The sequence below is a fragment of the Mycobacterium neumannii genome (assembly GCF_048452905.1).
GTDB lineage: Bacteria > Actinomycetota > Actinomycetes > Mycobacteriales > Mycobacteriaceae > Mycobacterium > Mycobacterium neumannii_B.
The window spans coordinates 250260-276499 of record NZ_JBCGVF010000001.1 but is presented as its reverse complement, the minus strand read 5'-3'; the positions used below and the strand labels follow the sequence as shown (position 1 = coordinate 276499).

Here is a 26240-nt window from a genome sequence, read left to right as displayed (position 1 = left end):
GTCTGGAAATGTAACACGTTCTAGTTTAGGTCTCGTGGCCCTGAACATCGCTGATCTCGCCGAGCACGCCATCGACGCCGTGCCAGACCGTGTCGCCCTCATCTGCGGCGACGACCAGCTCACGTACGCCCAGTTGGAGGAGCAGGCCAACCGGTTGGCCCACTACCTCATCGATCAGGGCGTCAAGAAGGACGACAAGGTCGGCCTCTACTGCCGCAACCGCAACGAGATCGTCGTCGCGATGCTGGGCATCGTCAAGGCCGGCGCCATCCTGGTCAACGTCAACTTCCGCTACGTCGAGGGCGAGCTGAAGTACCTCTTCGAGAACTCCGACATGGTTGCCCTGGTGCACGAGCGCCGCTACGCCGACCGCGTCGCGAACGTGCTCCCCGAGACCCCGGCCGTCAAGACCGTTCTGGTGGTCGAGGACGGTTCGGATGACGAGTTCGAGCGCTACGGCGGCGTCGAGTTCTACTCCGCACTCGAACAGAGTTCGCCCGAGCGCGATTTCGGACCGCGCAGCCCCGACGACATCTACCTGCTCTACACCGGCGGCACCACCGGTTTCCCCAAGGGCGTGATGTGGCGCCACGAGGACATCTACCGGGTGCTCCTCGGCGGCACCGACTTCGCCACCGGCGAGTTCGTCAAGGACGAGTACGACCTGGCGAAGGCCGCCGCGGAGAACCCGCCGATGGTCCGCTACCCGATCCCGCCGATGATCCACGGCGCCACCCAGTCGGCGACCTGGATGTCGCTGTTCTCCGGTCAGACCACGGTGCTGGCACCGGAGTTCGATGCCGACGAGGTGTGGCAGACCATCGAGAAGCACAAGGTGAACCTGTTGTTCTTCACCGGCGACGCGATGGGCCGCCCCTTGCTCGATGCGCTGGTAAAACTGCACGAGTCCGGTCGCGAGCCCGACCTCTCCAACCTGTTCCTGCTGGCGAGCACCGCCGCACTGTTCTCCACCAGCATCAAGGAGAAGTTCCTCGAACTGCTGCCCAACCGGGTGATCACCGACTCGATCGGGTCCTCGGAGACCGGCTTCGGCGGCACCAGCATCGTGGCCAAGGGGCAGTCGCACACCGGCGGTCCGCGGGTGACGATCGACCACCGCACCGTCGTGCTCGACGAGAACGGCAACGAGGTCAAGCCCGGATCGGGTGTGCGCGGGCTGATCGCGAAGAAGGGCAACATCCCGGTCGGCTATTACAAGGACGAGAAAAAGACCGCCGAGACGTTCAAGACATTCAACGGGATTCGCTACGCCATCCCCGGTGACTACGCGGAGGTCGAGGCCGACGGCACGGTCACGATGCTGGGCCGCGGTTCGCAGTCGATCAACAGCGGCGGCGAGAAGATCTACCCCGAAGAGGTCGAGGCCGCGCTCAAGGGGCATCCCGACGTGTTCGACGCGCTCGTGGTCGGGGTGCCCGACGAGCGCTACGGTCAGTGCGTGGCGGCCGTCGTGCACCGCCGGCCGGGCACCAACCCGACGCTGGCCGATCTCGACACGTTCGTGCGGCGCGAGATCGCGGGTTACAAAGTGCCGCGCAAGGTTTGGTGGGTCGACGAGATCCACCGCACCCCGGCGGGTAAGCCGGACTACCGGTGGGCCAAGGACACCACCGAGGAGCGGCCTGCCGACGATGTGCATGCCAACCATGTGGGGTCGGCGTCGTGACCGGGATGCGCACTGAACTCTGCGATCGGTTCGGCATCGAGTACCCGATCTTCGTGTTCACGCCGTCGGAGAAGGTCGCCGCCGCAGTCAGCAAGGCCGGCGGGCTGGGTGTGCTGGGCTGCGTGCGGTTCAACTCGGCCGACGATCTCGAAGACGTGCTGTGCTGGATGGACGAGAACACCGACGGCAAGCCCTACGGCGTCGACGTGGTGATGCCCGCCAAGGTGCCGCAGGAGGGCACCGCGGTCGACATCGACAAGCTGATCCCGCAAAGCCATCGCGACTTCGTCGACAAGACGCTCGCCGATCTCGGGGTTCCGCCGCTGCCCGAGGACGGGGCGCGCAACGAGGGTGTGCTCGGCTGGCTGCACAGCGTGGCACGCTCACACGTGGAGGTCGCGCTCAAGCACCCGATCAAGCTGATCGCCAACGCGCTCGGGTCACCACCGAAGGACGTCATCGAGCAGGTGCACGCCGCCGGAGTTCCGGTCGCCGCGTTGGCCGGCAGCGCCAAACACGCTCAGCGCCATGTGGACAACGGCGTCGACATCGTGGTCGCGCAGGGCCACGAAGCCGGCGGCCACACCGGTGAGATCGGCTCGATGGTGCTGTGGCCGGAGATCGTCGACGCGCTCGGCGGTAAGACCCCGGTGTTGGCGGCCGGCGGCATCGGCACGGGCAGGCAGGTCGCGGCCGCGTTGGCGCTCGGCGCGTCGGGTGTGTGGATGGGTTCGGCGTTTCTGACGGCGGCCGAGTACGACCTCGGGCACCGCAAGCCCGGCGGCGTCTCGACGATCCAGGAGGGGCTGCTGCGGGCGACGTCGGCCGACACCGTGCGCCGGCGGATCTACACCGGTAAGCCCGCTCGTCTGCTGAAGACGAAATGGACCGACGCGTGGGATGCGCCCGACGCGCCGGATCCGCTGCCGATGCCGCTGCAGAACATTCTCGTCAGCGAGGCCCATCAGCGGATGAACGAGTCGGACAACCCCGACACCGTCGCGATGCCGGTCGGTCAGATCGTGGGGCGGATGAACGAGATCCGCCCGGTCGCCGACATCATCGCCGAGTTGGTGGAGGGTTTCGAGGAGGCCACCCGCCGCCTCGACGGCATCCGCGGCGACTGACTTCCCCGTCGAGCGTGGGCTCGACGCACGCGGATTCGCGGAATGCGTGACACAACCCCACGCTCGGCGCGAAGTATGCGTTATCGCGGGATCGGATACACGCGGTCGGCGCAGTCGGTGCCCTCGGCGGCCAACTGCCGTTTGATCACCTTGAACGTCTCGGTGCGCGGCAGCGCCGTGCTGACCCGCACGTACGACGGCCACTGCTTCGGCCCGAGATCGGGCTGCGCCGAGAGGAATTCGCGGAACGCATCGGCGTCGAAGGTCGCGCCTTCGGTGAGGGTCAGCGCGGCCATCACCTGGTCGCCCACGTCCGGCGCGGGTATCCCGTACACCGCCACCTCCACGACGTCGGGGTGCCGCAGCAGCACCCGCTCGATCGGTGCCGCGCCGAGGTTCTCGCCGTCCACCCGCATCCAGTCGCCCAGCCTGCCCGCGAAGTACGCGTAACCGTTCTCGTCGCGGTACGCCAAGTCGCCACTGTGGTACACGCCGCCGCGCATCCGCTCGGCGTCGGCCTCCGGATCGTTGTAGTAACCCTCGAAACGCCCTGCGTCCGAGACGTTCACCAGCTCACCGGTCACACCCGGTGGACACGGTTCGCCGGTGTCGACGTCCACGATCTCGGTGCCGGGTGGCAGCGGACCCAGCGAGCCCGGGGGAGTGTCCGGTGTGCGGGCGATCGCGATCCCGCCCTCGGTCGAACCGAACCCGTCCATCACCACCGTGCCGAACCGCTTCGCGAACCGCTCGACATCGGCAGGCGCACCCTCGTTGCCGTACACCGCCCGCAGCGGATTGTCCGCGTCGTCCGGAAGCTGCGGTGTGGCAAGGACATACGACAGCGGCTTACCCACGTAGTTCGCGTACGTTGCGCCGAAGCGACGGACATCGGGCAGGAACTGCGAGGCGGAGAACTTGCGACGCAACGCCAGTGAGCTCTGCGAGGCCAGCGCCACCGCCCACCCGACCAGCACCGCGTTCGAGTGGAACAGCGGCATCGATACGTAGCACACATCGCGCGGACCGAGGTCGAAGCGCTGCGTCATCGTCACACCCGCCACCGCCACCTTGCCGTGGCTGCATTTGACGGCCTTCGGGTCACCGCTGGTGCCCGATGTGTAGATCAGCATGAACAGGTCCGCGGGATCGGCCTGCCGCACCTCGACCGGCGCACCGGCGAAGGCCGCCACCTCGGCCGCCCATTCCGGTGAGTCGACATCGATGTGGTCGATACCGTCGGTCACGTCTCGTGATCCCGAATCGGCAAGCACCAGTTGGCAATCGGCATGGGTGATGTCGCGCTGCAGCGCCGCCCCGCGCCGGACGGGGTTGAGGCCGACCGGCACGATGCCGGTCAGCCCCGCGGCGGCGAGGACCGCCGAAAAGAACGGCGTGTTCTGCAGTAGCACCCCGACGTGAGGGGGCCGGTTGGGATCGAGGCGCGTCCGTAACGCGGCGGCGACGGCCGCGGCGTCCCGCAGGTGATCACGCCAGGTGGTGAACGTCTCCTCGAAGAGCACGCCGCGGTCGTCGACGTCGATCAGCGGCGCCAACAGTTCGGCGACCGTGGGCAGCTTGTTCACATCACGCGGGCGTATCGGCCAACTCCCGGCCGATGCGCAGCAGTTGCCCCGTGGCGCCGCCGACCGCGAACTCGGTCTGCTTGGCCGCCAGGAAATACCGGTGCACGGGGTGGTCGATGTCGATCCCGACCCCGCCGTGCACGTGCACGGTGGTGTGGGCGACGCGGTGACCGGCGTCGGCGGCCCAGAACGCGGCGGTGCCCACGTCGAGATCGGCCGGAAGATCCTCGGAGAGCCGCCACGCGGCCTGGGTCAGGGTCAACCGGAGCGCCTTGACGTCGATGTAGCCGTCGGCCAGTCGCGAGGACACCGCCTGGAAGCTGCCGATCGGCCGGTCGAACTGCTCGCGTTCGCGGGCATATTCCGCGGTGAGCTCGAGTGCGCGCTCGAGCACACCGAGCTGAAAAGCACTGCGGCCCAACATCGTCTGGGTGGTCAGCCACGCGGCGACATCAGCGTCGCCGACCGCGCGGCCGGCATCGACCTGGGTGCCCTGCAGTTCGAGGTGTCCGATGCTGCCGTGACCGGTGGTGCTCAACGACTCGACCGTCACGCCGGGGTCCGCCGCGGCGACCAGGAAAACCTTGACGCCCGAATCCGTTTCGGCCGGGATCAGGAATGCGTCGGCCACGGGACCGTAGGGAACCTGCGTGCGCGACCCGGTGAGCCGGTAGCCACCGTCGCTCGACTGAGCCTGCACCGGACCCTGACCCATCTCGCCGTCGAGCGCGACGGTGAGCACCTTGTCGCCCTTGATCGCGGGCACCGCCCACTCCTGCTGCAGCGCGTCCGGACCGAACTTGGCCAGCGCGCCGGCGCCCAGCACGACCGACTCGAGGTAGGGCACCGCGGACAACTGCCTGCCGAGCGCGACCAGGATGGCCACCTGTTCGAGCACGCCGAATCCGCCGCCGCCCACCAACTCCGGTGCGGCGGCCGACAGCACGTCGGCCTCGATCAGCTTGCCCCACAGCGTCTTATCGAACCTCTGGTCCTGCCCGTCGAGTTCACGCTGGCGCTCCGGCGTCACGACCGAGTCGACGATCGTGCGGACCAATCCGCCGAGATCCTCCGACGCTTCGGTTGTCTTGAAATCCATGGCGGGTCCTATCGGTTCACTCGGGGCAGGCCGAGCGCGACCATGCCGATGATGTCGCGCTGAATCTCGTTGGTGCCGCCGCCGAACGTCAGGATCAGGCAGCTGCGGTGCATCCGTTCGATCCGCCCGCGCAACAGGGCCCCCGGCGTGCCGGGGCGCAGCGTGGCCGCGGTGCCCAGCACCTCCATCAGCAGGCGGTAGGCCTCGGTGGCCAATTCGGTGCCGTACACCTTGGCCGCGGACGCGTCCGCGGGTGAGGGGGCGGCGTCGTCGGCGGACGCCAGTTCCCAGTTGATCAGCTTGAGCACCTCGGCCTTGGCGTGCACCCGGGCCAGGTTGAGCTGCACCCACTCCGAGTCGATCAATCGGTTGCCGTGCACGTCCTTGGTGTTCTGGGCCCACTCACGGACCCCGCCCAGCGCCACGAAGATCGGCTGAGCAGACACCAGAGCGACGCGCTCGTGGTTGAGCTGGTTGGTCACCAGCTTCCAGCCGGCGTTCTCCTCACCCACCAGGTTGGTTACGGGCACCCGCACGTCCTGGTAATAGGTGGCGCTGGTGTCGACCCCGGCCATGGTGTGCACCGGCGTCCACGAGAACCCCTCGGCGGTGGTGGGGACGATCAGCATCGAGATCCCGCGGTGCTTTTTGGCCTCGGGATTGGTGCGCGCGGCCAGCCACACGTAATCGGCGTAGGCGATCAGGCTCGTCCACATCTTCTGGCCGTTGATCACATAGTCGTCGCCGTCGCGAACGGCGGTGGTGCGCAGCGACGCCAGATCGGTGCCCGCGCCGGGCTCGGAGTAGCCGATCGAGAAGTGCAGTTCGCCGGCGGCGATCTTGGGCAGGAAGAACTTCTTCTGCTCGTCGCTGCCGAAGTGCATGATCGTCGGCGCAACGCTGTTGATCGTCAGGAACGGCACCGGCACGTTGGCTATCGCGGCCTCGTCGTTGAAGATCAACCCGTCGATGGGAGGGCGCTCCTGGCCGCCGAACTCCTTGGGCCAGGACAGGGTGAGCCACCCGTCCTTGCCCATCTGCGCGACGGTCTCGCGGTAGACGTTGCCGCGTCCCATCTCGCCGTCGTTGGACGCCAGCGCCTCGGCGCGCTCGGGGGTCATCAGCTTGGTGAAGTAGGAGCGCAGCTCGCGGCGCAGCTCTTCCTGCTCTGGGGTGTAGCCGATCCGCATCGCCTTGTCCTAACTTCTCTAGAGGCACGAAGTGGCATACCGGGAGCCAGCCCCGATTCCCTCCCGGTTGTAACACGTTCTAGTCTTGGGGTCCAGGCCGGTGCCACACTGGGCTCGGAGCAGCTTTGACCGCGAGGAGGTTGTGATGAGGGTGGAAGTGGACCGGGACCGGTGCGAGGGCAACGCCGTGTGCGTGGGAATCGCGCCCGACCTGTTCGATCTCGACGACGATGATTACGCGGTGGTCAAGCTCGATCCGGTGCCCGCCGACCAGGAGGATCTGGCCGAGCAGTCCATCGCGGAGTGCCCGCGAGCGGCGCTGCTTCGGCGAGACTAGAGGTATTCATAAATTGACGACGCCCGTGGGCATCCGAGGAGTGGCATGAGTACAGACCCCAACGACCTGTCCGGGCGCGTGGCGGTGGTAACCGGCGCGGCGGCAGGGCTGGGACGCGCGGAGGCCATCGGCCTGGCCCGGGCCGGGGCGACCATCGTCGTGAACGACATCGCCGCCGCGCTCGACAAGTCCGATGTGCTCGACGAGATCTCCGCAGCGGGCGCCAAGGGCGTCGCGGTGGCGGGCGACATCAGCGAGCGCTCGACCGCCGACGAACTGGTCGAAACGGCCGACGGACTCGGAGGCCTCGGCATCGTCGTCAACAACGCCGGCATCACCCGCGACCGCATGCTGTTCAACATGTCCGACGAGGACTGGGATGCGGTGATCGCCGTGCACCTTCGCGGGCACTTCCTGCTGACCCGCAACGCCGCCACGTACTGGCGCGCGAAAGCGAAGGACAACAACGGCCAGGTCTACGGCCGCGTCATCAACACCTCGTCGGAAGCCGGGCTGGTGGGGCCGGTCGGGCAGGCCAACTACGGCGCCGCCAAGGCCGGCATCACCGCGTTGACGCTGTCGATGGCCCGGGCCCTGGAACGCTACGGTGTGCGTGCCAACGCCATCGCGCCCCGTGCCCGCACCGCGATGACCGCGGACGTGTTCGGCGAAGCGCCGGAGTTGACCGAGGGCCAGATCGATCCGCTGTCGCCCGACCACGTCGTGAACCTGGTGCGCTTCCTGGCCTCCCCGGCGGCCGAAGGGGTCAACGGTCAGCTCTTCATCGTCTACGGTCCTACCGTGACACTGGTGGCAGCGCCGACGGTCGAGGCGCAATTCAGCGCCGAAGCCGATGCCTGGGACCCCTCGAAGCTGTCCGCGACCCTCCAGGAGTACTTTGCTGGACGCGATCCGCAGAAGTGTTTCTCGGCCACCGCGCTGATGAATCAGCAAGACTGACGGTCTCGTTCGTTACGGCCGAGCTCGACTAGAACACGTTCTAGAATGAGCTGCGTCACACTTGCCCTGACCAGCACAAAAATCACATTTGTGACTCCATTTTCGGAGCTTTGACACTCCGAACGTGTTCTAGTTAGTATGATCCGGCTCACTGAGAGCAACGCTGAGCCAAGGGGTGGGAAGTCCGCCGTGACAACGTATTTCACCTCTTCGCCACGAAGACGACGCGCCGAACATCCCTTCCCCCGAGAACGGAGCAAAGGTTGATCAAACAGCTCACGGTCCCGACGCGGGCCGTGGGCGGCTTCTTCGAGATGTCCTTGGAAACGTTCCTCAAGATCTTTCGACGCCCCTTTCAATTCCGTGAGTTCCTCGAGCAAACATGGATGATCGCGAAGGTTTCGCTCGTTCCGACCCTGCTGATTTCGATTCCATTCACAGTGCTGGTCGCGTTCACCCTCAACATCCTGTTGCGAGAGATCGGTGCCGCGGACCTGTCCGGGTCCGGCACCGCGTTCGGCACGGTGACGCAGCTCGGCCCAATCTCGACCGTGCTCGTCATCGCCGGCGCCGGTGCGACGGCAATCTGCGCGGACCTGGGCGCCCGCACCATCCGTGAAGAGATCGACGCGATGCGGGTGCTCGGCATCGATCCCATTCAACGGCTGGTGGTGCCGCGCGTGCTGGCGTCGACCACGGTGGCGCTGCTGCTCAACGGTCTGGTGATCGCGATCGGCCTGGTCGGCGGCTATGTGTTCTCCGTACTACTGCAGGGTGTGAACCCCGGGGCCTTCATCAACGGCCTGACCATCCTCACCGGGCTCGGCGAGTTGGTGATCTCCGAAGTCAAGGCCCTGCTGTTCGGCGTAATGGCGGGACTCGTCGGTTGCTATCGCGGACTCACCGTCAAGGGTGGACCCAAGGGGGTCGGAGAGGCCGTCAACGAGACCGTCATCTATGCCTTCATCTGTCTGTTCGTGATCAACGTACTTATGACCGCAATCGGCGTTCGGGTGCTGGGCTGATGAGCTACGACGTGTCGCTGAGAATGCGGCGGGCGCTCGAACGGGTGCCCAAGGCCGTGGATACCTTTGGCGAGCAGGCGTTGTTCTACGCCGAGTCGGTGCGGTACATGCCGAACGCGGTGCGTCGCTACGGCAAGGAAACGACCCGGTTGATAGCCGAGATGACCCTGGGCACCGGTGCGCTGATCCTGATCGGTGGCACGGTCGGTGTCGCTGCCTTCCTCACGCTGGCGTCCGGCGGCGTCATCGCCGTGCAGGGCTACGAGTCACTGGGCAACATTGGCATCGAGGCGCTCACCGGGTTCCTGTCCGCCTATCTCAACGTGCGCATCGTTGCGCCGATCATCGCCGGTATCGCGCTCGCGGCCACCATAGGCGCAGGTACCACCGCGCAACTGGGCGCAATGCGCATCTCCGAAGAGATCGATGCGGTCGAATCAATGGCCGTGCACTCGGTGTCCTACCTGGTGTCCACCCGCATCGTCGCCGGCCTGATTGCGATAATCCCGCTGTATTCGTTGGCCGTGCTGGCCGCGTTCTTCTCGGCTCGCACCATCACCGTCTACGTCAACGGACAGTCGGGCGGTCTCTACGACCACTACTTCAATACGTTCCTGATACCGAACGATCTGTTGTGGTCTTTCGCTCAGGCGATCGTGATGGCGGTCGCCGTGATGCTCGTCCACACCTACTACGGCTACAACGCTTCGGGCGGACCTGTCGGCGTTGGCGTCGCGGTGGGTAAGGCGGTTCGGACTTCGCTGATCGTCGTCGTCATCATCACCTTGTTCATCTCCTTGGCCGTGTACGGTGCCACCGGCAACTTCAACCTGTCGGGTTAGAGGAGAGAGAAAACATTGTCGAGAAAGTCCGCGATCAGGATCGCCGCCGCAGTGCTGGCGGCGATCCTCGTGGCCTTCTCGGTGTTCACCTATCTCTTTTACACCGCGGCGTTCACACCGACCGAGTCTGTGGTGGTCACCTCTCCGCGGGCCGGTTTGGTGATGGATCCCGACGCCAAGGTCAAGTACCGGGGTGTTCAAATCGGCAAGGTCGAAGACATCTCGTACACCGGCGATCAAGCGAAGTTGACGCTCGCGATCAACACGCGCGAGCTGCGCTTTGTCCCCTCGAATGCGCCAGTGCGTATCGCCAGTACCACGGTATTCGGCGCGAAGTCGGTGGAATTCCTTGCCCCCGATCAGCCGTCGGGAACGCCGCTGCGCGCCGGCGCCGTGGTTCAGGCCGAAGCAGTGCAGCTGGAAGCCAACACGCTGTTCCAGACCCTGATAGATGTCCTGAACAAGATCAACCCCATACACCTGAACGCGTCTATGTCGGCGATCGCGGAAGGCCTGCGTGGTCACGGTGACGATTTCGGCTCTACCATAGCGGGTTTGAATCAGTACCTCACCGAACTGAATCCGAAGCTGCCGCAAGTGGAGTCGGTTATCGGGCAGACGGCCACGGTGGCCAACATCTATGGCGATGCCGGCCCCGACCTGGTGACTGTGATCGACAACGTGCCGACCATCAGCGCGACGGTCGTCGATCAGCAGGAGAACCTGAACGCGACGTTGCTTGCGACGATCGGCCTGGCGAACCAGGGCGCCGATACTTTGGAGCCGGGGGCAGACGATTACATCGCTGCGATCCAGCGGCTACGAGCGCCATTGAAGGTGTTGGGAGACTATTCGCCGGAATTCGGCTGCATAATACAAGGAGTTGCGATCGGCAACGAGCGGGGACAGGCCGTCGTCGGTGGCCTCAAACCCGGCGCAATGGTCAGTTCCAGCTTCGTACTGGGCGTGCCGTCGTATACGTATCCGGAGAGCCTGCCGATTGTGAATGCAACGGGTGGTCCGAACTGCCGCGGCCTCCCGAACATCCCCAGCAAGATGTTTGGCGGCTCGTGGTTCAGGTCGCCGTTCTTGGTTACCGACAACGCCTACATCCCGTACGAGCCGTTCACCGAAGTGCAGGTCGACGCTCCGTCCACTTTCCAGTTCCTCTTCAATGGCGCGTTCGCAGAACGGGACGACTTCTGATGGGCCACCGCGGAACCCTGGCCAAGGTCAGCATCTTCGTCGTGGTCATGCTGATGGTTGCCGCAGGTTTGGTCGTGATCTTCGGAGAGTTCCGGTTCGCTTCGACCAACAGCTACCACGCCACGTTCAGCGACGCCTCGCGACTCGAGAGCGGCAGCGACGTGCGGATCTCGGGGGTGCCGGTGGGCACGGTCGAAGGTGTGAAGCTGAATCCCGACAACACCGTCGATGTGGCGTTCACCCTCGACAAGAAGTACCAGATGTATACGTCGACGCGGGCCGTGATCCGCTACGAGAACCTGGTCGGCGACCGCTTCATGGAGATCACCTCGGGCCCGGGCGAACTGCGAAAGTTACCACCGGGCGGTATGGTCTCCATCAACCAGACCCAGCCGGCGTTGGATCTCGACGCCCTGCTCGGTGGCCTGCGCCCGGTAGTCAAGGGCCTCAATGGCGAGCAGGTCAATCAGATCAGCAATGCGATTCTCGAGTTGCTTCAGGGCCAGGGCGGTGCGTTGTCTCAATTGCTCTCGGAGACAGGATCCTTCAGCAAGACCTTGGGTGATCGCTACCAGGTGATCTCTGAGGTCATCCGCAATCTCAACGAGGTGCTCGGCACCGTTGACGAGAAGAGCGTGGAGTTCGATGCCAGCGTGGACGAACTCCAGAAACTCGTCAGCGGACTGGCGGAGGGTCGAGACCCGATCGCCGGAGCGATTCCGCCGCTGGCGTCAGCGGAAACGGACCTCACCGACATGTTGGTCAAGTCGAGACGGCCGCTACAGGGCGTACTCGAGAACCTTCGCCCGCTGGCGACCGAGCTCGACGACCGTAAGGCCGAGGTGAATTCGGTCATCGAACCGCTGGCAGAAAACTACCTGCGACTCAATTCCCTTGGCGCGTACGGCTCGTACTTCAACTACTACATCTGCACGGTGAGGCTTAAATTCAACGGTCCTGCGGGCAGCGACATCTTCCTGCCGATCGGCGGCGTGCCGGATCCATCGAAGGGCAGGTGTTCAGACAATGGATAAGACGTTACGGGCGGGAATCTTCGGAATCGCGGTCGTGGTGTGTGTCTTGCTCGTCGCGTTCGGCTACAGCAACTTGCCGTTCTATCCGCAAGGCAAGTCCTACGAGGCGTTCTTCGCTGACGCCGGTGGAATCTCGCCGGGTAACGACGTCAACGTCTCCGGCATCACGGTGGGCAAGGTGACCGGCGTCGGCCTGGCCGGCGACGTCGCGAAAGTGACGTTCACCGTGGATCGAGACGTCAGGCTGGGGGATCAGACTATGGTGTCGATCCGGACCGACACTGTTCTGGGGGAGCGATCGCTCGGGGTCACTCCGCAAGGCAGCGGATCGGTGACGTCGATTCCGCTGGCCCGCACGACGGTTCCGTACACATTGAATATGGCATTGCAGGATCTCGGCCAGAACTCCGCTTCCCTCGACAAGAACCAGTTGACCCAGGCGCTGCGGGTCCTGACCGACTCATTTCGCGACGCGACACCTGAGCTTCGCCGCACGCTCGACGGGGTGGCGGAGTTGTCGCGCAGCATCAACGCCAACGATGAAGCGCTGGGCCAGCTGTTGGCACGCGCGAAGTCGGTGACCGCGGTGCTTGCCGACCGGGCCGGTCAAGTCAATCAACTCGTCACCGATGGCAATCAGCTCTTCGCCGCGCTCGATGAGCGGCGGGCGGCGCTGAGTAATTTGATCGCCGGCATCGACGACGTGTCCGAGCAGATTTCGGGGTTTGTGGCCGATAACCGCCGCGAGTTCGGTCCGGCGCTGAAGAAGCTGAATTTGGTTCTGGACAACCTACTTGAACGCCGTGAGCACATCAGTGAAGCGATCAAGCGGTTGCCGCCGTACGCCACCGCGCTCGGCGAGTCGGTCGGGTCGGCTTCCGGATTCATGGTCAATCTGCCCAATGCGGTACCGAACAATACGCAGACGGCCCTGCTGCTGGATCTTTACTTTCAGCCGGGCAAGATTCCCGACAGCCTGTCCGACATGCTGAAGGGGTTCATCAACGAGCGCCTGATCATAAGGCCGAAGTCACCGTGACCCGTTGGATGCGTTTCGCCGTCATCAGCGCACTGCTGGTGGCGCTGATCGGTGGCGTGTACGTGCTTTTGCCACGAGTCAGCACCTACACGGTGGACGGCTACTTCGCCTCGGCTGCAGGCGTGTATCCGGGCGACGAGGTCCGCATCGTCGGTGTTCCGATCGGCTCGATCGAATCGATCACGCCGCAGGCCGATGCCGTGAAGATCACCATGCGGGTGAAGGACGGCATCCAACTGCCCGCCGACGCGCGCGCGGTGATCATGGCGCCAAACCTCGTGGCAGCCCGCTTCATTCAACTCACCCCTGTCTACAAGCAGGGCCCGGCAATGGAGGATGGCGGCAGCATCGAGTTGGACCGCACTGCCGTGCCGGTGGAGTGGGATGACGTCAAATCAGAGCTGACCAGGCTCAGCCAGCAGCTCGGACCATCGGCGGGCCAAACTCACGGTCCGTTGAGCGAGTTTGTCAATCAGGCCGCCGACACCTTCGATGGCAATGGCGGCTCGTTCCGACAAGCCTTGCGCGAACTGTCTCAGACTGCAGGACGGCTGGGTGACTCGAGCCCGGACCTGTTCGGCACGGTGAAGAATCTGCAGATTCTGGTTGACGCACTTTCGAACAGCAACGAGCAAATCGTCCAATTCAGTGGCCATTTGGCCTCGGTCTCTCAGGTGTTGGCTGACAGCTCAGTGGGCCTGGACGACACGCTCGGCAGTCTCAACCAGGCCCTTTCGGACGTCCGCGGCTTCCTCAATGAGAACAACGAAGTGCTTATTGGCAGCATCAACAGGCTGGCTGACTTCACCACCATCCTCACAAACCAGACCGACGACGTCGAGCAGATCCTGCACGTCCTTCCGAATGCGATGGCGAATTTCTACAACATCTACAACCCGGCGCAGGGCACCGCGAACGGCCTCCTGGGGCTGCCGGAATTCGCCAACCCGGTGCAGTTCATCTGCGGGAACTTGGACGGCGCCGGAACGCCTGACTACGACAAGCGAGCCGAGATCTGTCGCCAGCGGATGGCTCCGGTGCTGAAGCGCCTGGCGGTCAGCTACCCGCCCTTCATGGCGCATGGAATCAATACGATCACCGCGTACAAGGGGCAGGTCATTTATGACACCCCTGCTACCGAGGCCAAGGCCAAGACCTACATCCCGTATCTGGAGTGGATACCGGCCGACGGGCGATTTCCGCCTCGTGCCGGGAACGAAGGCGACCCCAGTGCGTTGCTCCTGCCCCAGAACCCAGTTCCGGGCCCGCCGCCGCCGGCGCAGCCGTACACGCTTGGTCCGGTGGTACCGCCGCAGGGTCCGGCGCCTGGTCCTCCGCCTCTCGGTCCGGTTCCGGGGGCGCCGGCACCGGCCGCGCCCGGTCCGCTTCCGGCCGAAGCCGCTGTCTCGGGAGGTGGGGGATGACACGCCAGTCACGGGGAATGAAAGCCGGGCGCGCCGCCCGCCGGAGCCTGGCCATCAGTTCGGGTGCGGTACTGCTTGCCGGTTGCTCGTTCGGCGGCTTGAACTCGCTGAACATGCCAGGCACCGCGGGTCACGGTAAAGGCGCATTCTCGATCACTGTGGAAGTTCCCGACGTCGCCACGCTGCCACAGAATTCGCCCGTGATGGTCGACAACGTCACGGTCGGCAGCGTGTCGGGTATCGAAGCCGTTCAGCGGCCGGATGGCACTTTCTACGCGGCGGTGGAACTTTCGCTCGATCAAAACGTCAAGTTGCCGGCCAACTCAACTGTGAAGGTCGCGCAGACATCGCTGTTGGGATCGCAGCACATCGAACTAGCGCCTCCGGTTGGCCAGCCGCCGGTTGGCGAGTTGCGTGACGGGATTGAGATTCCACTGAGCCGGGGCAGCCGTTATCCGACTACAGAGGAAGTGCTGTCGGCGTTGGGTGTGGTGGTCAACAAAGGCAATCTCGGTGCGTTACAGGACATCACACAGGAGGTCTACAACGCGGTCGCCGGCCGTGAAGGCCAGTTCGCCGGTCTGATCCCGCGGCTCGCCGAGCTCGCCGCGTCGTTGAATCGGCAGACCGATGACATCATCGCGGCGGCCGAAGGCCTGAACCGATTCGCCGGAGTCCTCGCGCGTAGCAAAGACAGTCTGGGCCGCGCGCTGGACACCCTCCCAGGAGCGTTGCGGGTGCTCAACGAGAACCGTGCGACCATCGTCGATGCTTTCGCGGCCCTGCAGAGCTTCGGCACCGTCGCGTCGCGCATTCTGGCCGAAACCAAAGAGGATTTCGCCGAGGACATCGTCGATTTGTACGCGGTGATCAAACCGATCAACGACACTCGTGCGGACCTTGTGACCGCTTTGGACAGCTTGGCGACGTTCCCGTTCCCGGGCAAGAACTTGCATCGGGTGGCCAGAGGTGACTACTTCAACATCTACTCAACGTTCGACCTGACAATCCGTCGGCTCGGCGAGACCATGTTCACGACGTCATTTTTCGACCCGAACATGAAGCGCCTCGCGGAAGTCGTCAATCCACCGGAATTCCTTACCGGGGAAATGGCGAACCTGTCAGGCCAGGCCGCAGATCCGTTCAAGATCCCGCCGGGCACCGCGTCGGGTCAGGAGGTGCCGCCGGAGTAATGAGTCGAACTGCGCGAATTCAACTGTGGGTGTTCGCCGTCGTGACCGTGATCTCGGTCGGCGCAATCGCTCTGCTGTATGTACGTATTCCCGCCCGCCTGGGTTTGGGCACATATGACGTCACTGCGAATTTCGTCGCGGGCGGTGGACTGTACGAGAACGCCAACGTCACCTTCCGCGGAGTCCAAGCTGGGCGCGTCGAAGCCGTGCAGCTGACCGACGATGGTGTGTCCGCGCACATGCGGCTCAACAGCGATATCAAGATCCCGGAGAACTCCACGGCCACCGTCAAAAGCGTGTCTGCGGTCGGCGAGCAGTACGTGGATTTCGTTCCGCCCGCAGATCCTTCGACGGAGGTGCTGCGCAATGGTGCGACCATTCCGGAGGAGCGGACGGCGATACCGCAAGATGTGGCCGAGTTGTTGCGTGAGGCCGATCGATTGGTGAGCAGCCTTGACAACACCCGGCTCCAGGACCTCTTGCACGAGACCTTCGAGGCGTTCAACGGCGCCGGGCCCGAACTCGCGCGGTTGATTCAGTCCGCACGGGTGCTGATCGATGACGCCAACGCAGCCTGGCCGCAGACCTCGGCGCTGATCGACCAGGCTGGACCGTTCTTGGAGGCGCAGATACGGAGCGGCGAGGACATCCGGTCCCTGGCCGATGGCCTTGCCCGCCTGACCAACGAAGTCGCCGGAGCCGATACTCAGCTGCGTTCGCTGCTCGCGACTGCGCCCGGAGCGGCCGCAGAAGCCAGCGAAACGTTCTCGGGCATTCGCCCGTCGTTCCCGGTCCTTGCGGCCAACTTGGCCAACTTCGGCCGCGTCGGCGTCATTTACCGCAAGTCGATCGAACAGGCGCTCGTCATTTTTCCCGCGCTGCAGGCGTCCCTGCTGACGATCGGCGGCCAACTTCCCGCTGACGAGGGCGGCAAGCAGGACTTCAAGATCTCGATCAACGATCCGCCGCCTTGCAACACGGGGTTTTTGCCACCGTCGGAGATCCGCACGCCTGGCGACACGACATTGCGCGACCTCCCGACCGACTTGTATTGCAAAGTCGCGCAAAATGATCCGATGGTGGTGCGCGGGGCGCGGAACTACCCGTGCCAGGAGTTCCCCGGCAAGCGCGCGCCGACAATTGAGTTGTGCCGCGATCCGCGCGGCTACGTCCCGATCGGGAACAGCCCATGGCGCGGTCCGCCGGTACCGATCGGCACACCGATGGATGTCATGGAGGACGACACGCCCGAGGACGGACGAAATATCCTGCCGCCCAACAAGTTCCCGTACATACCGCCGGAGAACGATCCGGATCCGGGATATCCCGTCGCGCCGGGTTCGGTGCCGCCCGGGGTACAGACCGGCCCGGGACCGGCGCCGCATCAGCCTTGGCCGTATATCCCCCCACCGAACCAGGGGCCCCCGCCGCCACCGCTTACGGCCTGGATACCGCCGGCGCCCTACCCGAATGCGTGGCCTCCACCAGCCGTCCCGCCGGGGTGGGCGACTAACCCGCCGAACGTGTTTGCGGGGCCCTACGGTACGGTACCGCCGGCCCCCGCACCGCCTCCTGCACCACCGAACCCGCCGCAGGCCAGCGGAGCCGCCTACGGGACCTACGACCAGAACACGGGCGTCTTTGTGGACCCGGCCGGCGGCACCGGGGTCTACGCGCCCGGTGTCGCTGATATGCGGCCACAAGAGAATTGGGTGGATTTGATGCTGTATCCGGAGCACGTGTGATGACGTCCGCACCGACGTCCCCGGGGAAGTCCGTGCGCCGACGCGCTTCTCGACCTGCCGGTCCCGCCAACGGCACGGTGGCTGGGCCCACCGCCGTGCGCGTTCCAACAGCGGATTCCGTCGCTGAGACACATGTTCGCAAGGTCCGTAAAGCTGCGCCCCCGCCACGCCGGCCGCCGCACCGACGCTTGGTCGCAATCGTTGCACTGGTCGGCGCGTTCGTCGCGACCGGTGTACTTGGCGCCGCGGTGGCGGTACTGATCGTCCAGAGACAAGACGCAGAAGAAGCGCAAGCGCGCAACCAGCGGTTCGTCGACACCGCGACGCAGACCGTGGTGAACATGTTCAGCTTCAAGCAGGACACCATCGACGAGAGCGTGGACCGGTTCTACGAGAGCACCAGCGGGCCGTTACGCGACATGTTCAGCCAGAACAACAATGTCGAGAACCTCAAGGCGATTTTCCGGGACACCGGCGGCAGTTCGGAGACTGTGATCAACGGTGCCGCGCTGGAAAGCATTGACGACATCAGCAACACTGCAGCGGTGCTGGTGTCGGCGAGGGTCACTGCCAGTGACATGAACGGGAACAACAGGCCATCGCAACCCTACCGACTTCGCATCATCGTGCAGGAGGCCGATGACGGGCAGATGACAGCCTATGACCTCAACTACCCCAACGGTGGCAACTGATGCGTTTGATTGTGAGCGGCATTGCCGGTCTGGTGGCTGCTGCGTTCGTCAGCCTAGCCGCGCTGGGCGGCGGACTGTACTGGCAGCGGGTGGAGACGCGTGGTGAGCAAGCAGCGCGTAGCGAGCTGGGACCGCTTGCGCAGGAACAAATCCCGACTGTATTCACCTACGACTACAAGACCGTCGAGCGCAACCTCATCGATGCGTACGACCTGCTGACGCCCGGCTACCGCAAGGAGTTCGAAGACAGGGCGAAGTCCGACATAATTCCCCAGGCTCGGGCGCGCGAACTTGTAAGTCAAGCCAACGTGGTCGGCGTCGGCGTGATGGAAGCGCAGCGCGATTCGGCAGCGGTGATGGTTTACATCAACCGGACGGTCTCCGAGAAATCGAACCGTGACGAGCCAATTTATGACGGTGCGCGGCTGCGCGTGGATTATCGGCGCATCGACGGCAAATGGCTCATCGACTACATCACTCCGATTTAGCGTAGGCGGACTGCTTGTCGGGAGATCGCGTCGAGGCCAGCGCGTCGAGGAACGCCCGCGCCCACCGGTCGACGTCGTGTGCGAGCACCTGTCTGCGTAGCGCCCGCATGCGGCGCCTGCCCTCTTCCGGCGCTTGGGTCAGCGCGGCCTCGATGGCGTCCTTCACGCCCTCGAGGTGATGCGGATTGGCGAGGTAGGCCTGTCGCAATTCCGCTGCGGCGCCGGTGAACTCGCTCAGGACCAACGCACCGCCCAGATCACTGCGGCAGGCCACGTACTCCTTGGCGACGAGGTTCATGCCGTCGCGCAGCGGGGTCACCAGCATGACGTCGGCCGCAACGAAGAACGCGATCAACTCCTCACGCGGCACCGGGCGGTGCAGGTAGTGCACGATGGGATGACCGACCTCACCGTATTCGCCGTTGATGTGGCCGACCTGACGCTCGATGTCTTCGCGCATCTCGATGTAGCTCTCGACCCGCTCCCGACTGGGTGTCGCAAGCTGGACGAGCACGGTGTCCTCGCGGTTGGCCCGACCCTCGGCGAGCAGTTCGGAGAACGCCTTGAGTCGGACGTCGATGCCCTTCGTGTAGTCCAGACGGTCCACTCCCAGAAGGATCTTGCGGGGGCTGCCCAGCTCGCTGCGAATCTCCTTGGCGCGCTGGCGGATCGAGCGGGACCGTGCCTGCTGGTCGAGCGCCGTCGAGTCGATCGAGATGGGGAAGGCGCCGACCTTGACCGTGCGGAAACCGAAACTGACCTCACCGAACCGGGACCGTACCCCGATCGTCGCTCGGGATGTGTTGGCGCCGACCAACCTTCGGGCCAGGATGAGGAAGTTCTGCGCACCCCCGGGCAGATGGAATCCGACGAGATCGGCGCCGAGCAGTCCTTCGATGATCTCGGTGCGCCACGGCATCTGCATGAACAGCTCGACCGGCGGGAACGGGATGTGCAGAAAGAACCCGATGGTGAGGTCCGGACGCAGCATGCGCAGCATCTTGGGAACCAACTGCAACTGGTAGTCCTGGACCCACACGGTGGCGCCCTGTGCGGCGTGTTTGGCGGTGGTCTCCGCGAAGCGCCGGTTCACCGCCACGTAGGTGTCCCACCATTCGCGGTGGTAGATCGGCTTGACGATCACGTCGTGGTACAGCGGCCACAGGGTCGCGTTCGAGAAGCCTTCGTAGTACATCGCCACGTCGTCGGCGGACAGCTTGACCGGGCACAGGGTCATGTCGTCCTGCTGGATGGGCCCGTCATCGGCGTCGGGAACACCGGGCCAACCGATCCACGCCCCGCGCCGGCGGCGCAGCAACGGCTCGAGTGCGGTGACCAATCCGCCCGGACTTCTCTTCCACGTGGTGCTGCCGTCGGGCAACCGCTCCATGTCGATCGGCAGGCGGTTGGCCACCACCACGAAATCGGCGTTGCCGGAGCCGGCCCGTGGACCGTCCCCTGAAGTCACTTACGCCTCGAGTTTCGAGGGCCCAATGCCGAGCATCGAGAGAAACACCCGGCATTCGTCGGCGTCTTTCGCGTACGCGGCGACGACGCGACGCGCCTGGCGGGCGGTGCTGTCGGCGAGCGGTTCGACGTCGCCGAGCTCGGCGGGATCTGATTTCGCAGGCATACGACAACTGTATGCGAAAGGCGGACCGCGCCGGTTCGTCAACCCCCTGACTAGGGGCTGTGGCTGAACACCGGGGCCGGCGGCGGTGTCACCGTCTGCGCTTGGGCTTCCTCGGCCAGGCCGATGCAGCCGCCCTGGTTGTGGCCGATGCACGGAATGCCCATGACCTCGGGAACGTCGGGGTTACCGGGTTGCGTGGTGAACACCGAGCCGGCGTTCGGCACCGTGTGGGGCACGCAGTTGCCGGTGAACTGGTCCGGTTCCTCCCCGCCGGAGCAGCCCTGAGCCTGTGGTGCAACCGGGGTCGTGGGTGTTGCGAAGACGGCGACCACCGGTGCCGCGGCGATCGCAACCGCAAAGCCGCCGGCAAGGATCAGCCGTTGTACAGGGGACTTCAAGCTCGCCATTGTCACGCTTTCTGTAGTGATCAACCGTGCCTTGGCAGGGATTCTATGGAAGCCGAAAGCTTTCTGCACAGCTTCGCGAAATGGATACCCGCCCCGGCTACGGGCTGGAGCTGATGGTGGAGCGAGGCTGAGCGGGTGGGCCTGCCGCGGCTTCGTTCTCGGCCAACCCCAGACAGGCGCCGGCGTTGTGCCCGATGCAGGGGATGCCTTGGATTTCCGGCACATCCGGGTTTGCCGCGGTGACCTGGAAGGGAGGCGGTGCATTCGGGACCAGGAACGGTACGCACGTCATGGTGAACTGGTCCTGCTCCTCACCCCCCTGGCAGCCTTGCGCCATCACAGCGCTGGGTTCCGGCACCACATGCAGGGCCGCGATGGGACCTGCCGCGGCCGCGACCATGAAAGCACCGGCGAGAACGAGTCTGGGCAGCGGCACCGAATAGTTCGCCATCCCGCGATTCTAGGAGCCGATCCGTTGATTCGTGCACCTTTGCACGGACCGCACCGATACCGGTGACCCGGCAACGGATTACGGCGAACGCACAACGCGGCACCCCTGGAGCAGCGATGCGGGACGCACCGTAATGTGCAATTGGTCGAATAACCCAACTGCGAGGTGATCCGCGATGGCGAGCCCTGATCTGACGAGCGCCGATGCCGGAGGCGGTGCAGCGCAACAGGTGACGTACGAAACGCTCGACGAGGGCCAGATCGCCCGCATCTGGCTGAACCGGCCGGATGCGCAGAACGCCCAGTCCCGCACGCTGCTGGTGCAGTTGGACGAGGCGTTCGGTCGCGCAGAAGCCGATGACAATGTGCGGGTGGTCATCCTGGCCGCGCGCGGCAAGAACTTCTCGGCCGGACACGATCTCGGGTCGGAAGAGGCGATGCTCGAGCGCACGCCGGGCCCGGCCCAGCATCCGACGTTCCAATCGCACGGCGCCACCGTGCCGGCGATCGCCGAGCGCACCTATCTGCAGGAGTGGCACTTCTTCTTCGAGAACACCCGCCGGTGGCGCGATCTGCGGAAGATCACGATCGCCCAGGTACAGGGAAACGCGATATCGGCGGGCCTCATGCTCATCTGGGCGTGCGATCTGATCGTTGCCGCCGACGATGCGAAGTTCAGCGACGTGGTGGGGGTGCGGATGGGAATGCCCGGCGTCGAATACTACGCCCACCCATGGGAATTCGGTGCCCGAAAGGCCAAAGAGCTTCTGCTGACCGGCGATTCGATCGATGCGGAGGAAGCATACCGCCTCGGCATGGTGTCGAAGATCTTCGCCCGCGACGAACTCGAGGACAAGACACTCGAATTCGCCCGCCGGATCGCCGAGCGTCCGACGATGGCGGCGTTGCTCATCAAGGATTCGGTCAACGCCGCCGCCGACGCGATGGGGTTCACCGAGGCGTTGCGCCATGCGTTCCACATCCACGAACTCGGACATGCCCACTGGGCGGCGCACAACGAGAACCGCTACCCGGTCGGGCTCCCGCCGAACGTGCCGGACTGGCGCACACTGGGCGCGCCGAAGCCGGCCCGTCGTGACGAGCCGTGACGTATAACTAGAACCTGTTCTAGCTACGGCGAAGGGATCTGCGGTGGAGTTGTCCTTGACGGGTCGGACGGTGTTGGTCACCGGCGGTGGCAGCGGCATCGGCAAAGGTGTGGCGGCCGCGGTGGTGGCGGCCGGCGGTAACGCGATGCTCGTCGGCCGCAACGCCGACAAGCTGTCCGGCGCGGCCGACGAGATCAAGGCGCAGGGCGGTCCCGGTGAAGTGCTCTACGAGCCGGCCGACGTGACGAACGAGGACGAGGTCGCGCGGGTCGTCGAGGCCACCACGGCATGGACCGGCCGACTGTACGGCGTCGTGCACTGTGCAGGTGGCAGCGAGACGATCGGGCCCATCACCCAGATCGATTCCGAACTGTGGCGACGCACCGTCGATCTGAACATCAACGGCACCATGTACGTGCTCAAGCATTCGGCACGCGAGATGGTGCGCGGTGGCGGCGGATCGTTCATCGGCATCTCATCGATCGCGGCGAGCAACACGCACCGCTGGTTCGGCGCCTACGGCGTCTCCAAGGCGGGCATCGACCACATGATGCAGCTCGCCGCCGACGAACTCGGCGCCTCGTGGGTGCGCGTGAATTGCATCCGTCCCGGCCTGATCCGCACCGAGCTCGTCGCACCGGTACTCGAGTCCCCGGAGCTGCGTGGCGACTACGCCGCCTGCACGCCGCTGCCGCGGCCCGGTGAGGTGTCCGACATCGCCAACGCCTCGCTCTTCCTGCTCAGCGATGCGGCCGGTTTCATCACCGGTCAGGTCATCAACGTCGACGGCGGTCAGTTGGTGCGACGGGGACCCGACTACTCGTCGATGCTCGAGCCGCTTTTCGGGGCCGAGGGTTTGCGGGGAGTCGTCTCCACCTAGCGCCTGCGCGGTAACGTCGGCCCGTGGTCACCTTGGATCGGCTGGTCAACGTGCTGGGGAGCTATGGCGTACGCCTGCGCTTCTGCCCGATCCCGCGTTCGACGGAGTTGGGCAGCGTGGTGATGCACGAGGTCACCGAGGGCCGCACGGTCACCGGTGACGTCCTGCTGGCGATCGGGGCACGAACGGTCAACGAGGCGCTGCGGTGGGCGGTTTCGGCGCGCGCGCTGGTGGTGCTGCTTCGAGACGTCGATGACGACACGACATTTGCGGGCATGGTGGAGGGCGTCGCGGTGATGGTCGTCGACCCGGCCGTGCCCTGGAGCGAACTGTCCGCGATCGTCTACGGCCTGGTGCTGGAGGGCCGGGAAACGGAATCCGGCCGTGGCCCAACGGATCTGTTCGCGCTTGCCGACAGCCTGGCCGAATCGGCGGGCGGCGCGGTGACCATCGAGGACCCGCTGTCGCGCGTGCTCGCGTACTCGACGATGCAGGAGAACGCCGACCGCGCCCGCGTCGCGACGGTCATGAACAGACAAGCGCCGCAGTGGTTGCGGGAATACTTCGAGTCACAGGGCGTGTTCGCCCATCTCATGTCCTCGGACGAACCGATGTTCGTCGCGCCGAACGCCGATCAGGGCCTGTCCGGTCGCACGGTGGTCGCGGTGCGGTCGGGTCGAGAGCTCATGGGCGCGGTGTGGGTCTCCTCTCCGAAGCCGTTGGTGGAACCCGAGCGGACGGCACTGACAGACGATGCCAGGACCGTCGCTCTGCATCTGTTGCGCTCGCGCGCCAGTGCCGATCTCGAACGTCAGGTCGAATCCGATCTGGTGCTGCGGCTACTCGACGGCAGTGCCGACGCCGCGGCATCGGCCAGCCGGCTTGGCCTGTCGCAGGGGCCGATGCGGGTCATCGCCGTGCAGGCGGCGATCGGCGGTGAGCGGGATGCGGCGCTGCTGTTGGCCTTCGAACGCGCGACCGCAGGCTTCGGATGGTCGCGTCCGGGTCGCAGCGCGTTGGCGGGCAACACGATCTACACGTTGATGCCGGGCGAGCGGGTCGCCGGCGCCCGCAAATGGGTCGACGCCTTGACGGCGGCGCTGCCGGACCGGGTGACGGTGGTGGCCGGCATCAGCAAGGCGGCCGCGGCCGTCGACCTGCCCGCGGCGCGGCAGGAGGCCGACGAGTGCCTGGCGCTGCACGAACTCGGCCCGCATGATGCCGAGCCGCCCGCGTACGACGAGTCGTGGGACGAGATCCTGCTGCAGCGTCTGCGGACCGCCGCACGCTCGGGGCGTACGCCGGACCGGGGGCCGGTCGCCGAATTACGCCGCCACGACCAGAACCACGCCACCGAGTACGTCCCGACGCTGCGGGCATATCTGGAGGCGCTGGGCGATCCCGCCCAGGCAGGGCAGCGCCTCGGTGTCCACGAGAACACGGTGCGGTACCGCCTGCGCAAAATGGGGGAGATCACCGATCTGCCGCTGGAGGACGCCCGCAAGCGCCTCGCCATGATGATCGAACTCGCCGCGATCGACACCGACTGAGCCGTCGCGATCGGACCCCGCCCGACCAGGTCATTGTCGGATCACCACAACGGCCCGCCGGGGGATTGTCGGGCACGGGCAAGTCCGAACGCACCCGACCGGCCGACCATGGAGTCAACGAACACACGTTCTCAGCGATGGAGGGGTTGCAATGGTCGGCGGCGAGCGGATTGACGGTGGACCGCGGTCTGCGATCGTGGTCGGCGCCGGCATCGTCGGCTTGTCAACGGCATGGTTCCTGCAGGAGCGCGGTGTCAACGTCACCGTCGTGGACCGCAGCGGGATCGCCGAGGGCGCCTCGTGGGGCAACGCCGGATGGGTCGCGCCCGCGCTGACGCTGCCGTTGAACTCGCCGAAGACGCTGCGCTACGGCCTGCGCTCATTGCGCGACCGCAACGCCCCGCTGCACATCCCGCTGACCATCGACGGCGCGTTGTGGCTGTTCTTGATCCAGTTCGCCGCGAACTCCCGCTCGTCGGTGTGGAACCAGGCGGTGGCGGCCAACGTGCCGCTGAACCAGGAATGTATCGAGGCTTTCGACGTCCTGATCGCGAACGGGGTGGACGCCCCGGTGACCGACGCGCCGATCACCGCGATCTTCCGCAGCACCGCCGACGCCGAGAACATGATGGCCGATCTGCGTGCCCTTGAACGCGCCGGACAGGAACTGTTCGTCACCGGCTTGTCCGGTGCGGCGTTGCGCGAGCAGGTGCCGTTGGCTTCACCGGCCATCACCGCCGGAATCAACATCAACGGTCAGCGGTTCGTCGACCCGGGCCGCTTCGTACAAGCCCTGGGTCGGGCGGTCGAGGAGCGTGGGGGAAACATCCTCACCCACGACGTGCGGGGCGTGTTCAGCTCCGGCAACGGGGTGGTGGTGCAGCCCTACAGCGGCAAGCATCTGACCGCCGACAGCGCGGTGATCGCGACCGGCGCCTGGATGTCGCGGTTGGCGGGGCACCGGCTGCGTGTGCCCGTGGAGTCCGGCCGCGGTTACTCGTTCACCGTGCCGGTGGATCGTCCCATCCCCGGCCCGATCTATCTGCCGGACGCGCGCATCGCGTGTACGCCGTACAAGGGTGCGCTGCGGGTGGCGGGCACGATGGAGTTGCGCGATCCGCACGAACCGGCGATCCCCGAGCGGGTGGGTGCGATCGTCGAGGCGGCGAGCCCCCTTCTGGAGGGAGTCAGGTGGGCCGAACGCAGCGACATCTGGGTGGGTCCGCGCCCGATCACCCCCGACGGCCGCCCGCTCATCGGCGAGATGTCGCGCAACGTCTACGTCGCCGGTGGGCACGGGATGTGGGGGCTGGCTCACGGTCCGGTCACCGGCCGGCTCTTGGCCGAACAGATCACGACCGGCAAACAACCCGAAGCGCTGCGGCCCTTCGATCCCCTCCGTCGCGCGGTCGCATAGAGCGGCCAATCGGCTCTTGTGCCCCTCGCGGGCACTGCGAGTCGTCAGGGGCGGCGCTATCCCAGCCCGTGGCCCGCCCCTGACGGCAACCCCTTTCGAGAAAGGACCACTCATGACGAG

Annotated in this window: 25 protein-coding genes; 18 read left to right on the top strand and 7 right to left on the bottom strand. The window is 65.4% G+C overall.

Annotated elements, in window-relative coordinates:
* Nucleotides 1–34 precede the first annotated feature (34 nt).
* Both AAHH99_RS01235 and AAHH99_RS01230 read left to right on the top strand, forming a co-directional pair.
* A complete protein-coding gene (locus tag AAHH99_RS01235) occupies nucleotides 35–1687 on the top strand; it encodes an acyl-CoA synthetase (RefSeq protein ID WP_418767051.1) in 1653 nt (550 codons plus the stop codon).
* Between the two features lie 5 nt (nucleotides 1688–1692).
* Nucleotides 1693–2814 carry an NAD(P)H-dependent flavin oxidoreductase gene (locus tag AAHH99_RS01230; RefSeq protein WP_418767050.1) on the top strand — a complete coding sequence of 374 codons (1122 nt, stop codon included), beginning with the start codon at nucleotides 1693–1695 and terminating at the stop codon, nucleotides 2812–2814.
* Between the two features lie 80 nt (nucleotides 2815–2894).
* On the opposite strand, the gene fadD17 is transcribed toward AAHH99_RS01230, so the two are convergent.
* From fadD17 to AAHH99_RS01215, 3 genes are read right to left on the bottom strand one after another with little or no spacing between them, the layout of a single operon-like run.
* Nucleotides 2895–4400, bottom strand: coding sequence for a long-chain-fatty-acid--CoA ligase FadD17 (gene fadD17 / locus AAHH99_RS01225; RefSeq protein ID WP_418767049.1), 1506 nt, complete (start codon nucleotides 4398–4400; stop codon nucleotides 2895–2897).
* A gap of 1 nt (nucleotide 4401) precedes the next feature.
* On the bottom strand, nucleotides 4402–5499 hold the full coding sequence (locus AAHH99_RS01220; protein ID WP_418767048.1) for an acyl-CoA dehydrogenase family protein: 1098 nt from the start codon (nucleotides 5497–5499) through the stop codon (nucleotides 4402–4404).
* Between the two features lie 8 nt (nucleotides 5500–5507).
* A complete protein-coding gene (locus AAHH99_RS01215) occupies nucleotides 5508–6689 on the bottom strand; it encodes an acyl-CoA dehydrogenase family protein (RefSeq protein ID WP_064412726.1) in 1182 nt (393 codons plus the stop codon).
* Nucleotides 6690–6834: 145 nt separating this feature from the next.
* Between AAHH99_RS01215 and AAHH99_RS01210 the strand changes: the two genes are divergently transcribed.
* The 12 genes from AAHH99_RS01210 to AAHH99_RS01155 all read left to right on the top strand — a co-directional run bounded on the left by AAHH99_RS01210 (nucleotide 6835) and on the right by AAHH99_RS01155 (nucleotide 18674).
* The gene (locus tag AAHH99_RS01210) at nucleotides 6835–7026 is read left to right on the top strand and encodes a ferredoxin (protein WP_064347982.1); all 192 of its coding nucleotides are present in this window, start codon (nucleotides 6835–6837) and stop codon (nucleotides 7024–7026) included.
* 45 nt (nucleotides 7027–7071) lie between these two features.
* Nucleotides 7072–7986: a 3-oxoacyl-ACP reductase gene (locus tag AAHH99_RS01205; protein WP_418767047.1), complete on the top strand. Its 915-nt coding sequence runs from the start codon at nucleotides 7072–7074 to the stop codon at nucleotides 7984–7986.
* Between the two features lie 263 nt (nucleotides 7987–8249).
* Nucleotides 8250–9011, top strand: coding sequence for an MlaE family ABC transporter permease (locus AAHH99_RS01200; protein ID WP_064399178.1), 762 nt, complete (start codon nucleotides 8250–8252; stop codon nucleotides 9009–9011).
* A complete protein-coding gene (locus tag AAHH99_RS01195; protein ID WP_064399177.1) occupies nucleotides 9011–9853 on the top strand; it encodes an MlaE family ABC transporter permease in 843 nt (280 codons plus the stop codon). The genes AAHH99_RS01200 and AAHH99_RS01195 overlap by 1 nt, the downstream gene beginning before the upstream one ends.
* A 15-nt stretch (nucleotides 9854–9868) precedes the next feature.
* On the top strand, nucleotides 9869–11059 hold the full coding sequence (locus tag AAHH99_RS01190; protein WP_067084288.1) for an MCE family protein: 1191 nt from the start codon (nucleotides 9869–9871) through the stop codon (nucleotides 11057–11059).
* Entirely contained in the window at nucleotides 11059–12093 is a 1035-nt protein-coding gene (locus AAHH99_RS01185; RefSeq protein WP_067084286.1) for an MCE family protein, read from the top strand. Before AAHH99_RS01190 ends, AAHH99_RS01185 begins: the two co-directional genes overlap by 1 nt.
* On the top strand, nucleotides 12086–13132 hold the full coding sequence (locus tag AAHH99_RS01180; protein WP_067084284.1) for an MCE family protein: 1047 nt from the start codon (nucleotides 12086–12088) through the stop codon (nucleotides 13130–13132). The genes AAHH99_RS01185 and AAHH99_RS01180 overlap by 8 nt, the downstream gene beginning before the upstream one ends.
* 8 nt (nucleotides 13133–13140) lie before the next feature.
* Entirely contained in the window at nucleotides 13141–14556 is a 1416-nt protein-coding gene (locus tag AAHH99_RS01175) for a virulence factor Mce family protein (RefSeq protein WP_418767046.1), read from the top strand.
* Nucleotides 14553–15749, top strand: coding sequence for an MCE family protein (locus AAHH99_RS01170; RefSeq protein ID WP_067084280.1), 1197 nt, complete (start codon nucleotides 14553–14555; stop codon nucleotides 15747–15749). Before AAHH99_RS01175 ends, AAHH99_RS01170 begins: the two co-directional genes overlap by 4 nt.
* Nucleotides 15749–17494 carry an MCE family protein gene (locus AAHH99_RS01165; RefSeq protein WP_064399171.1) on the top strand — a complete coding sequence of 582 codons (1746 nt, stop codon included), beginning with the start codon at nucleotides 15749–15751 and terminating at the stop codon, nucleotides 17492–17494. Before AAHH99_RS01170 ends, AAHH99_RS01165 begins: the two co-directional genes overlap by 1 nt.
* Nucleotides 17494–18186 (top strand): mammalian cell entry protein, encoded by a 693-nt coding sequence (locus tag AAHH99_RS01160; protein WP_082695077.1) that lies wholly within the window; start codon nucleotides 17494–17496, stop codon nucleotides 18184–18186. Before AAHH99_RS01165 ends, AAHH99_RS01160 begins: the two co-directional genes overlap by 1 nt.
* Nucleotides 18186–18674: a hypothetical protein gene (locus tag AAHH99_RS01155; RefSeq protein WP_064399170.1), complete on the top strand. Its 489-nt coding sequence runs from the start codon at nucleotides 18186–18188 to the stop codon at nucleotides 18672–18674. Before AAHH99_RS01160 ends, AAHH99_RS01155 begins: the two co-directional genes overlap by 1 nt.
* Here the strand turns inward: AAHH99_RS01155 and AAHH99_RS01150 are convergent.
* From AAHH99_RS01150 to AAHH99_RS01135, 4 genes are all read right to left on the bottom strand, one after another.
* Nucleotides 18661–20142 (bottom strand): alpha,alpha-trehalose-phosphate synthase (UDP-forming), encoded by a 1482-nt coding sequence (locus tag AAHH99_RS01150; protein ID WP_418767045.1) that lies wholly within the window; start codon nucleotides 20140–20142, stop codon nucleotides 18661–18663. The two genes, AAHH99_RS01155 and AAHH99_RS01150, sit on opposite strands and share 14 nt — an antisense overlap.
* Nucleotides 20143–20307 (bottom strand): hypothetical protein, encoded by a 165-nt coding sequence (locus AAHH99_RS01145; RefSeq protein WP_090279904.1) that lies wholly within the window; start codon nucleotides 20305–20307, stop codon nucleotides 20143–20145.
* Nucleotides 20308–20357: 50 nt separating this feature from the next.
* Nucleotides 20358–20714, bottom strand: coding sequence for a hypothetical protein (locus AAHH99_RS01140; RefSeq protein WP_418767044.1), 357 nt, complete (start codon nucleotides 20712–20714; stop codon nucleotides 20358–20360).
* Nucleotides 20715–20811: 97 nt separating this feature from the next.
* Nucleotides 20812–21165 (bottom strand): hypothetical protein, encoded by a 354-nt coding sequence (locus AAHH99_RS01135; protein ID WP_418767043.1) that lies wholly within the window; start codon nucleotides 21163–21165, stop codon nucleotides 20812–20814.
* Nucleotides 21166–21340: 175 nt separating this feature from the next.
* Here AAHH99_RS01135 and AAHH99_RS01130 point away from each other — a divergent pair, with 175 nt between their 5' ends.
* The 4 genes from AAHH99_RS01130 (at nucleotide 21341) to AAHH99_RS01115 (ending at nucleotide 26120) form a co-directional block, all read left to right on the top strand.
* Nucleotides 21341–22273 carry an enoyl-CoA hydratase gene (locus AAHH99_RS01130; protein WP_418767042.1) on the top strand — a complete coding sequence of 311 codons (933 nt, stop codon included), beginning with the start codon at nucleotides 21341–21343 and terminating at the stop codon, nucleotides 22271–22273.
* Nucleotides 22274–22316: 43 nt separating this feature from the next.
* Nucleotides 22317–23153 carry an SDR family oxidoreductase gene (locus AAHH99_RS01125; RefSeq protein WP_064412712.1) on the top strand — a complete coding sequence of 279 codons (837 nt, stop codon included), beginning with the start codon at nucleotides 22317–22319 and terminating at the stop codon, nucleotides 23151–23153.
* A gap of 23 nt (nucleotides 23154–23176) precedes the next feature.
* Entirely contained in the window at nucleotides 23177–24703 is a 1527-nt protein-coding gene (locus tag AAHH99_RS01120) for a PucR family transcriptional regulator (RefSeq protein WP_418767041.1), read from the top strand.
* 151 nt (nucleotides 24704–24854) lie between these two features.
* Nucleotides 24855–26120: an NAD(P)/FAD-dependent oxidoreductase gene (locus AAHH99_RS01115; protein WP_064412710.1), complete on the top strand. Its 1266-nt coding sequence runs from the start codon at nucleotides 24855–24857 to the stop codon at nucleotides 26118–26120.
* The last annotated feature ends 120 nt before the right edge of the window (nucleotides 26121–26240 follow it).

Coding starts and splice junctions, on each gene's coding strand:
- AAHH99_RS01140 (WP_418767044.1), bottom strand. CDS start 20,714: ATGGCGAGCTTGAAGTCCCCTGTACAACGGCTGATCCTTGCCGGCGGC.
- AAHH99_RS01160 (WP_082695077.1), top strand. CDS start 17,494: ATGACGTCCGCACCGACGTCCCCGGGGAAGTCCGTGCGCCGACGCGCT.
- AAHH99_RS01220 (WP_418767048.1), bottom strand. CDS start 5,499: ATGGATTTCAAGACAACCGAAGCGTCGGAGGATCTCGGCGGATTGGTC.
- AAHH99_RS01180 (WP_067084284.1), top strand. CDS start 12,086: ATGGATAAGACGTTACGGGCGGGAATCTTCGGAATCGCGGTCGTGGTG.
- AAHH99_RS01145 (WP_090279904.1), bottom strand. CDS start 20,307: ATGCCTGCGAAATCAGATCCCGCCGAGCTCGGCGACGTCGAACCGCTC.
- AAHH99_RS01185 (WP_067084286.1), top strand. CDS start 11,059: ATGGGCCACCGCGGAACCCTGGCCAAGGTCAGCATCTTCGTCGTGGTC.
- AAHH99_RS01115 (WP_064412710.1), top strand. CDS start 24,855: ATGGTCGGCGGCGAGCGGATTGACGGTGGACCGCGGTCTGCGATCGTG.
- AAHH99_RS01165 (WP_064399171.1), top strand. CDS start 15,749: ATGAGTCGAACTGCGCGAATTCAACTGTGGGTGTTCGCCGTCGTGACC.
- AAHH99_RS01205 (WP_418767047.1), top strand. CDS start 7,072: ATGAGTACAGACCCCAACGACCTGTCCGGGCGCGTGGCGGTGGTAACC.
- AAHH99_RS01175 (WP_418767046.1), top strand. CDS start 13,141: ATGCGTTTCGCCGTCATCAGCGCACTGCTGGTGGCGCTGATCGGTGGC.
- AAHH99_RS01195 (WP_064399177.1), top strand. CDS start 9,011: ATGAGCTACGACGTGTCGCTGAGAATGCGGCGGGCGCTCGAACGGGTG.
- AAHH99_RS01130 (WP_418767042.1), top strand. CDS start 21,341: ATGGCGAGCCCTGATCTGACGAGCGCCGATGCCGGAGGCGGTGCAGCG.
- AAHH99_RS01215 (WP_064412726.1), bottom strand. CDS start 6,689: ATGCGGATCGGCTACACCCCAGAGCAGGAAGAGCTGCGCCGCGAGCTG.
- AAHH99_RS01210 (WP_064347982.1), top strand. CDS start 6,835: ATGAGGGTGGAAGTGGACCGGGACCGGTGCGAGGGCAACGCCGTGTGC.
- AAHH99_RS01135 (WP_418767043.1), bottom strand. CDS start 21,165: ATGGCGAACTATTCGGTGCCGCTGCCCAGACTCGTTCTCGCCGGTGCT.
- AAHH99_RS01230 (WP_418767050.1), top strand. CDS start 1,693: ATGCGCACTGAACTCTGCGATCGGTTCGGCATCGAGTACCCGATCTTC.
- AAHH99_RS01155 (WP_064399170.1), top strand. CDS start 18,186: ATGCGTTTGATTGTGAGCGGCATTGCCGGTCTGGTGGCTGCTGCGTTC.
- AAHH99_RS01170 (WP_067084280.1), top strand. CDS start 14,553: ATGACACGCCAGTCACGGGGAATGAAAGCCGGGCGCGCCGCCCGCCGG.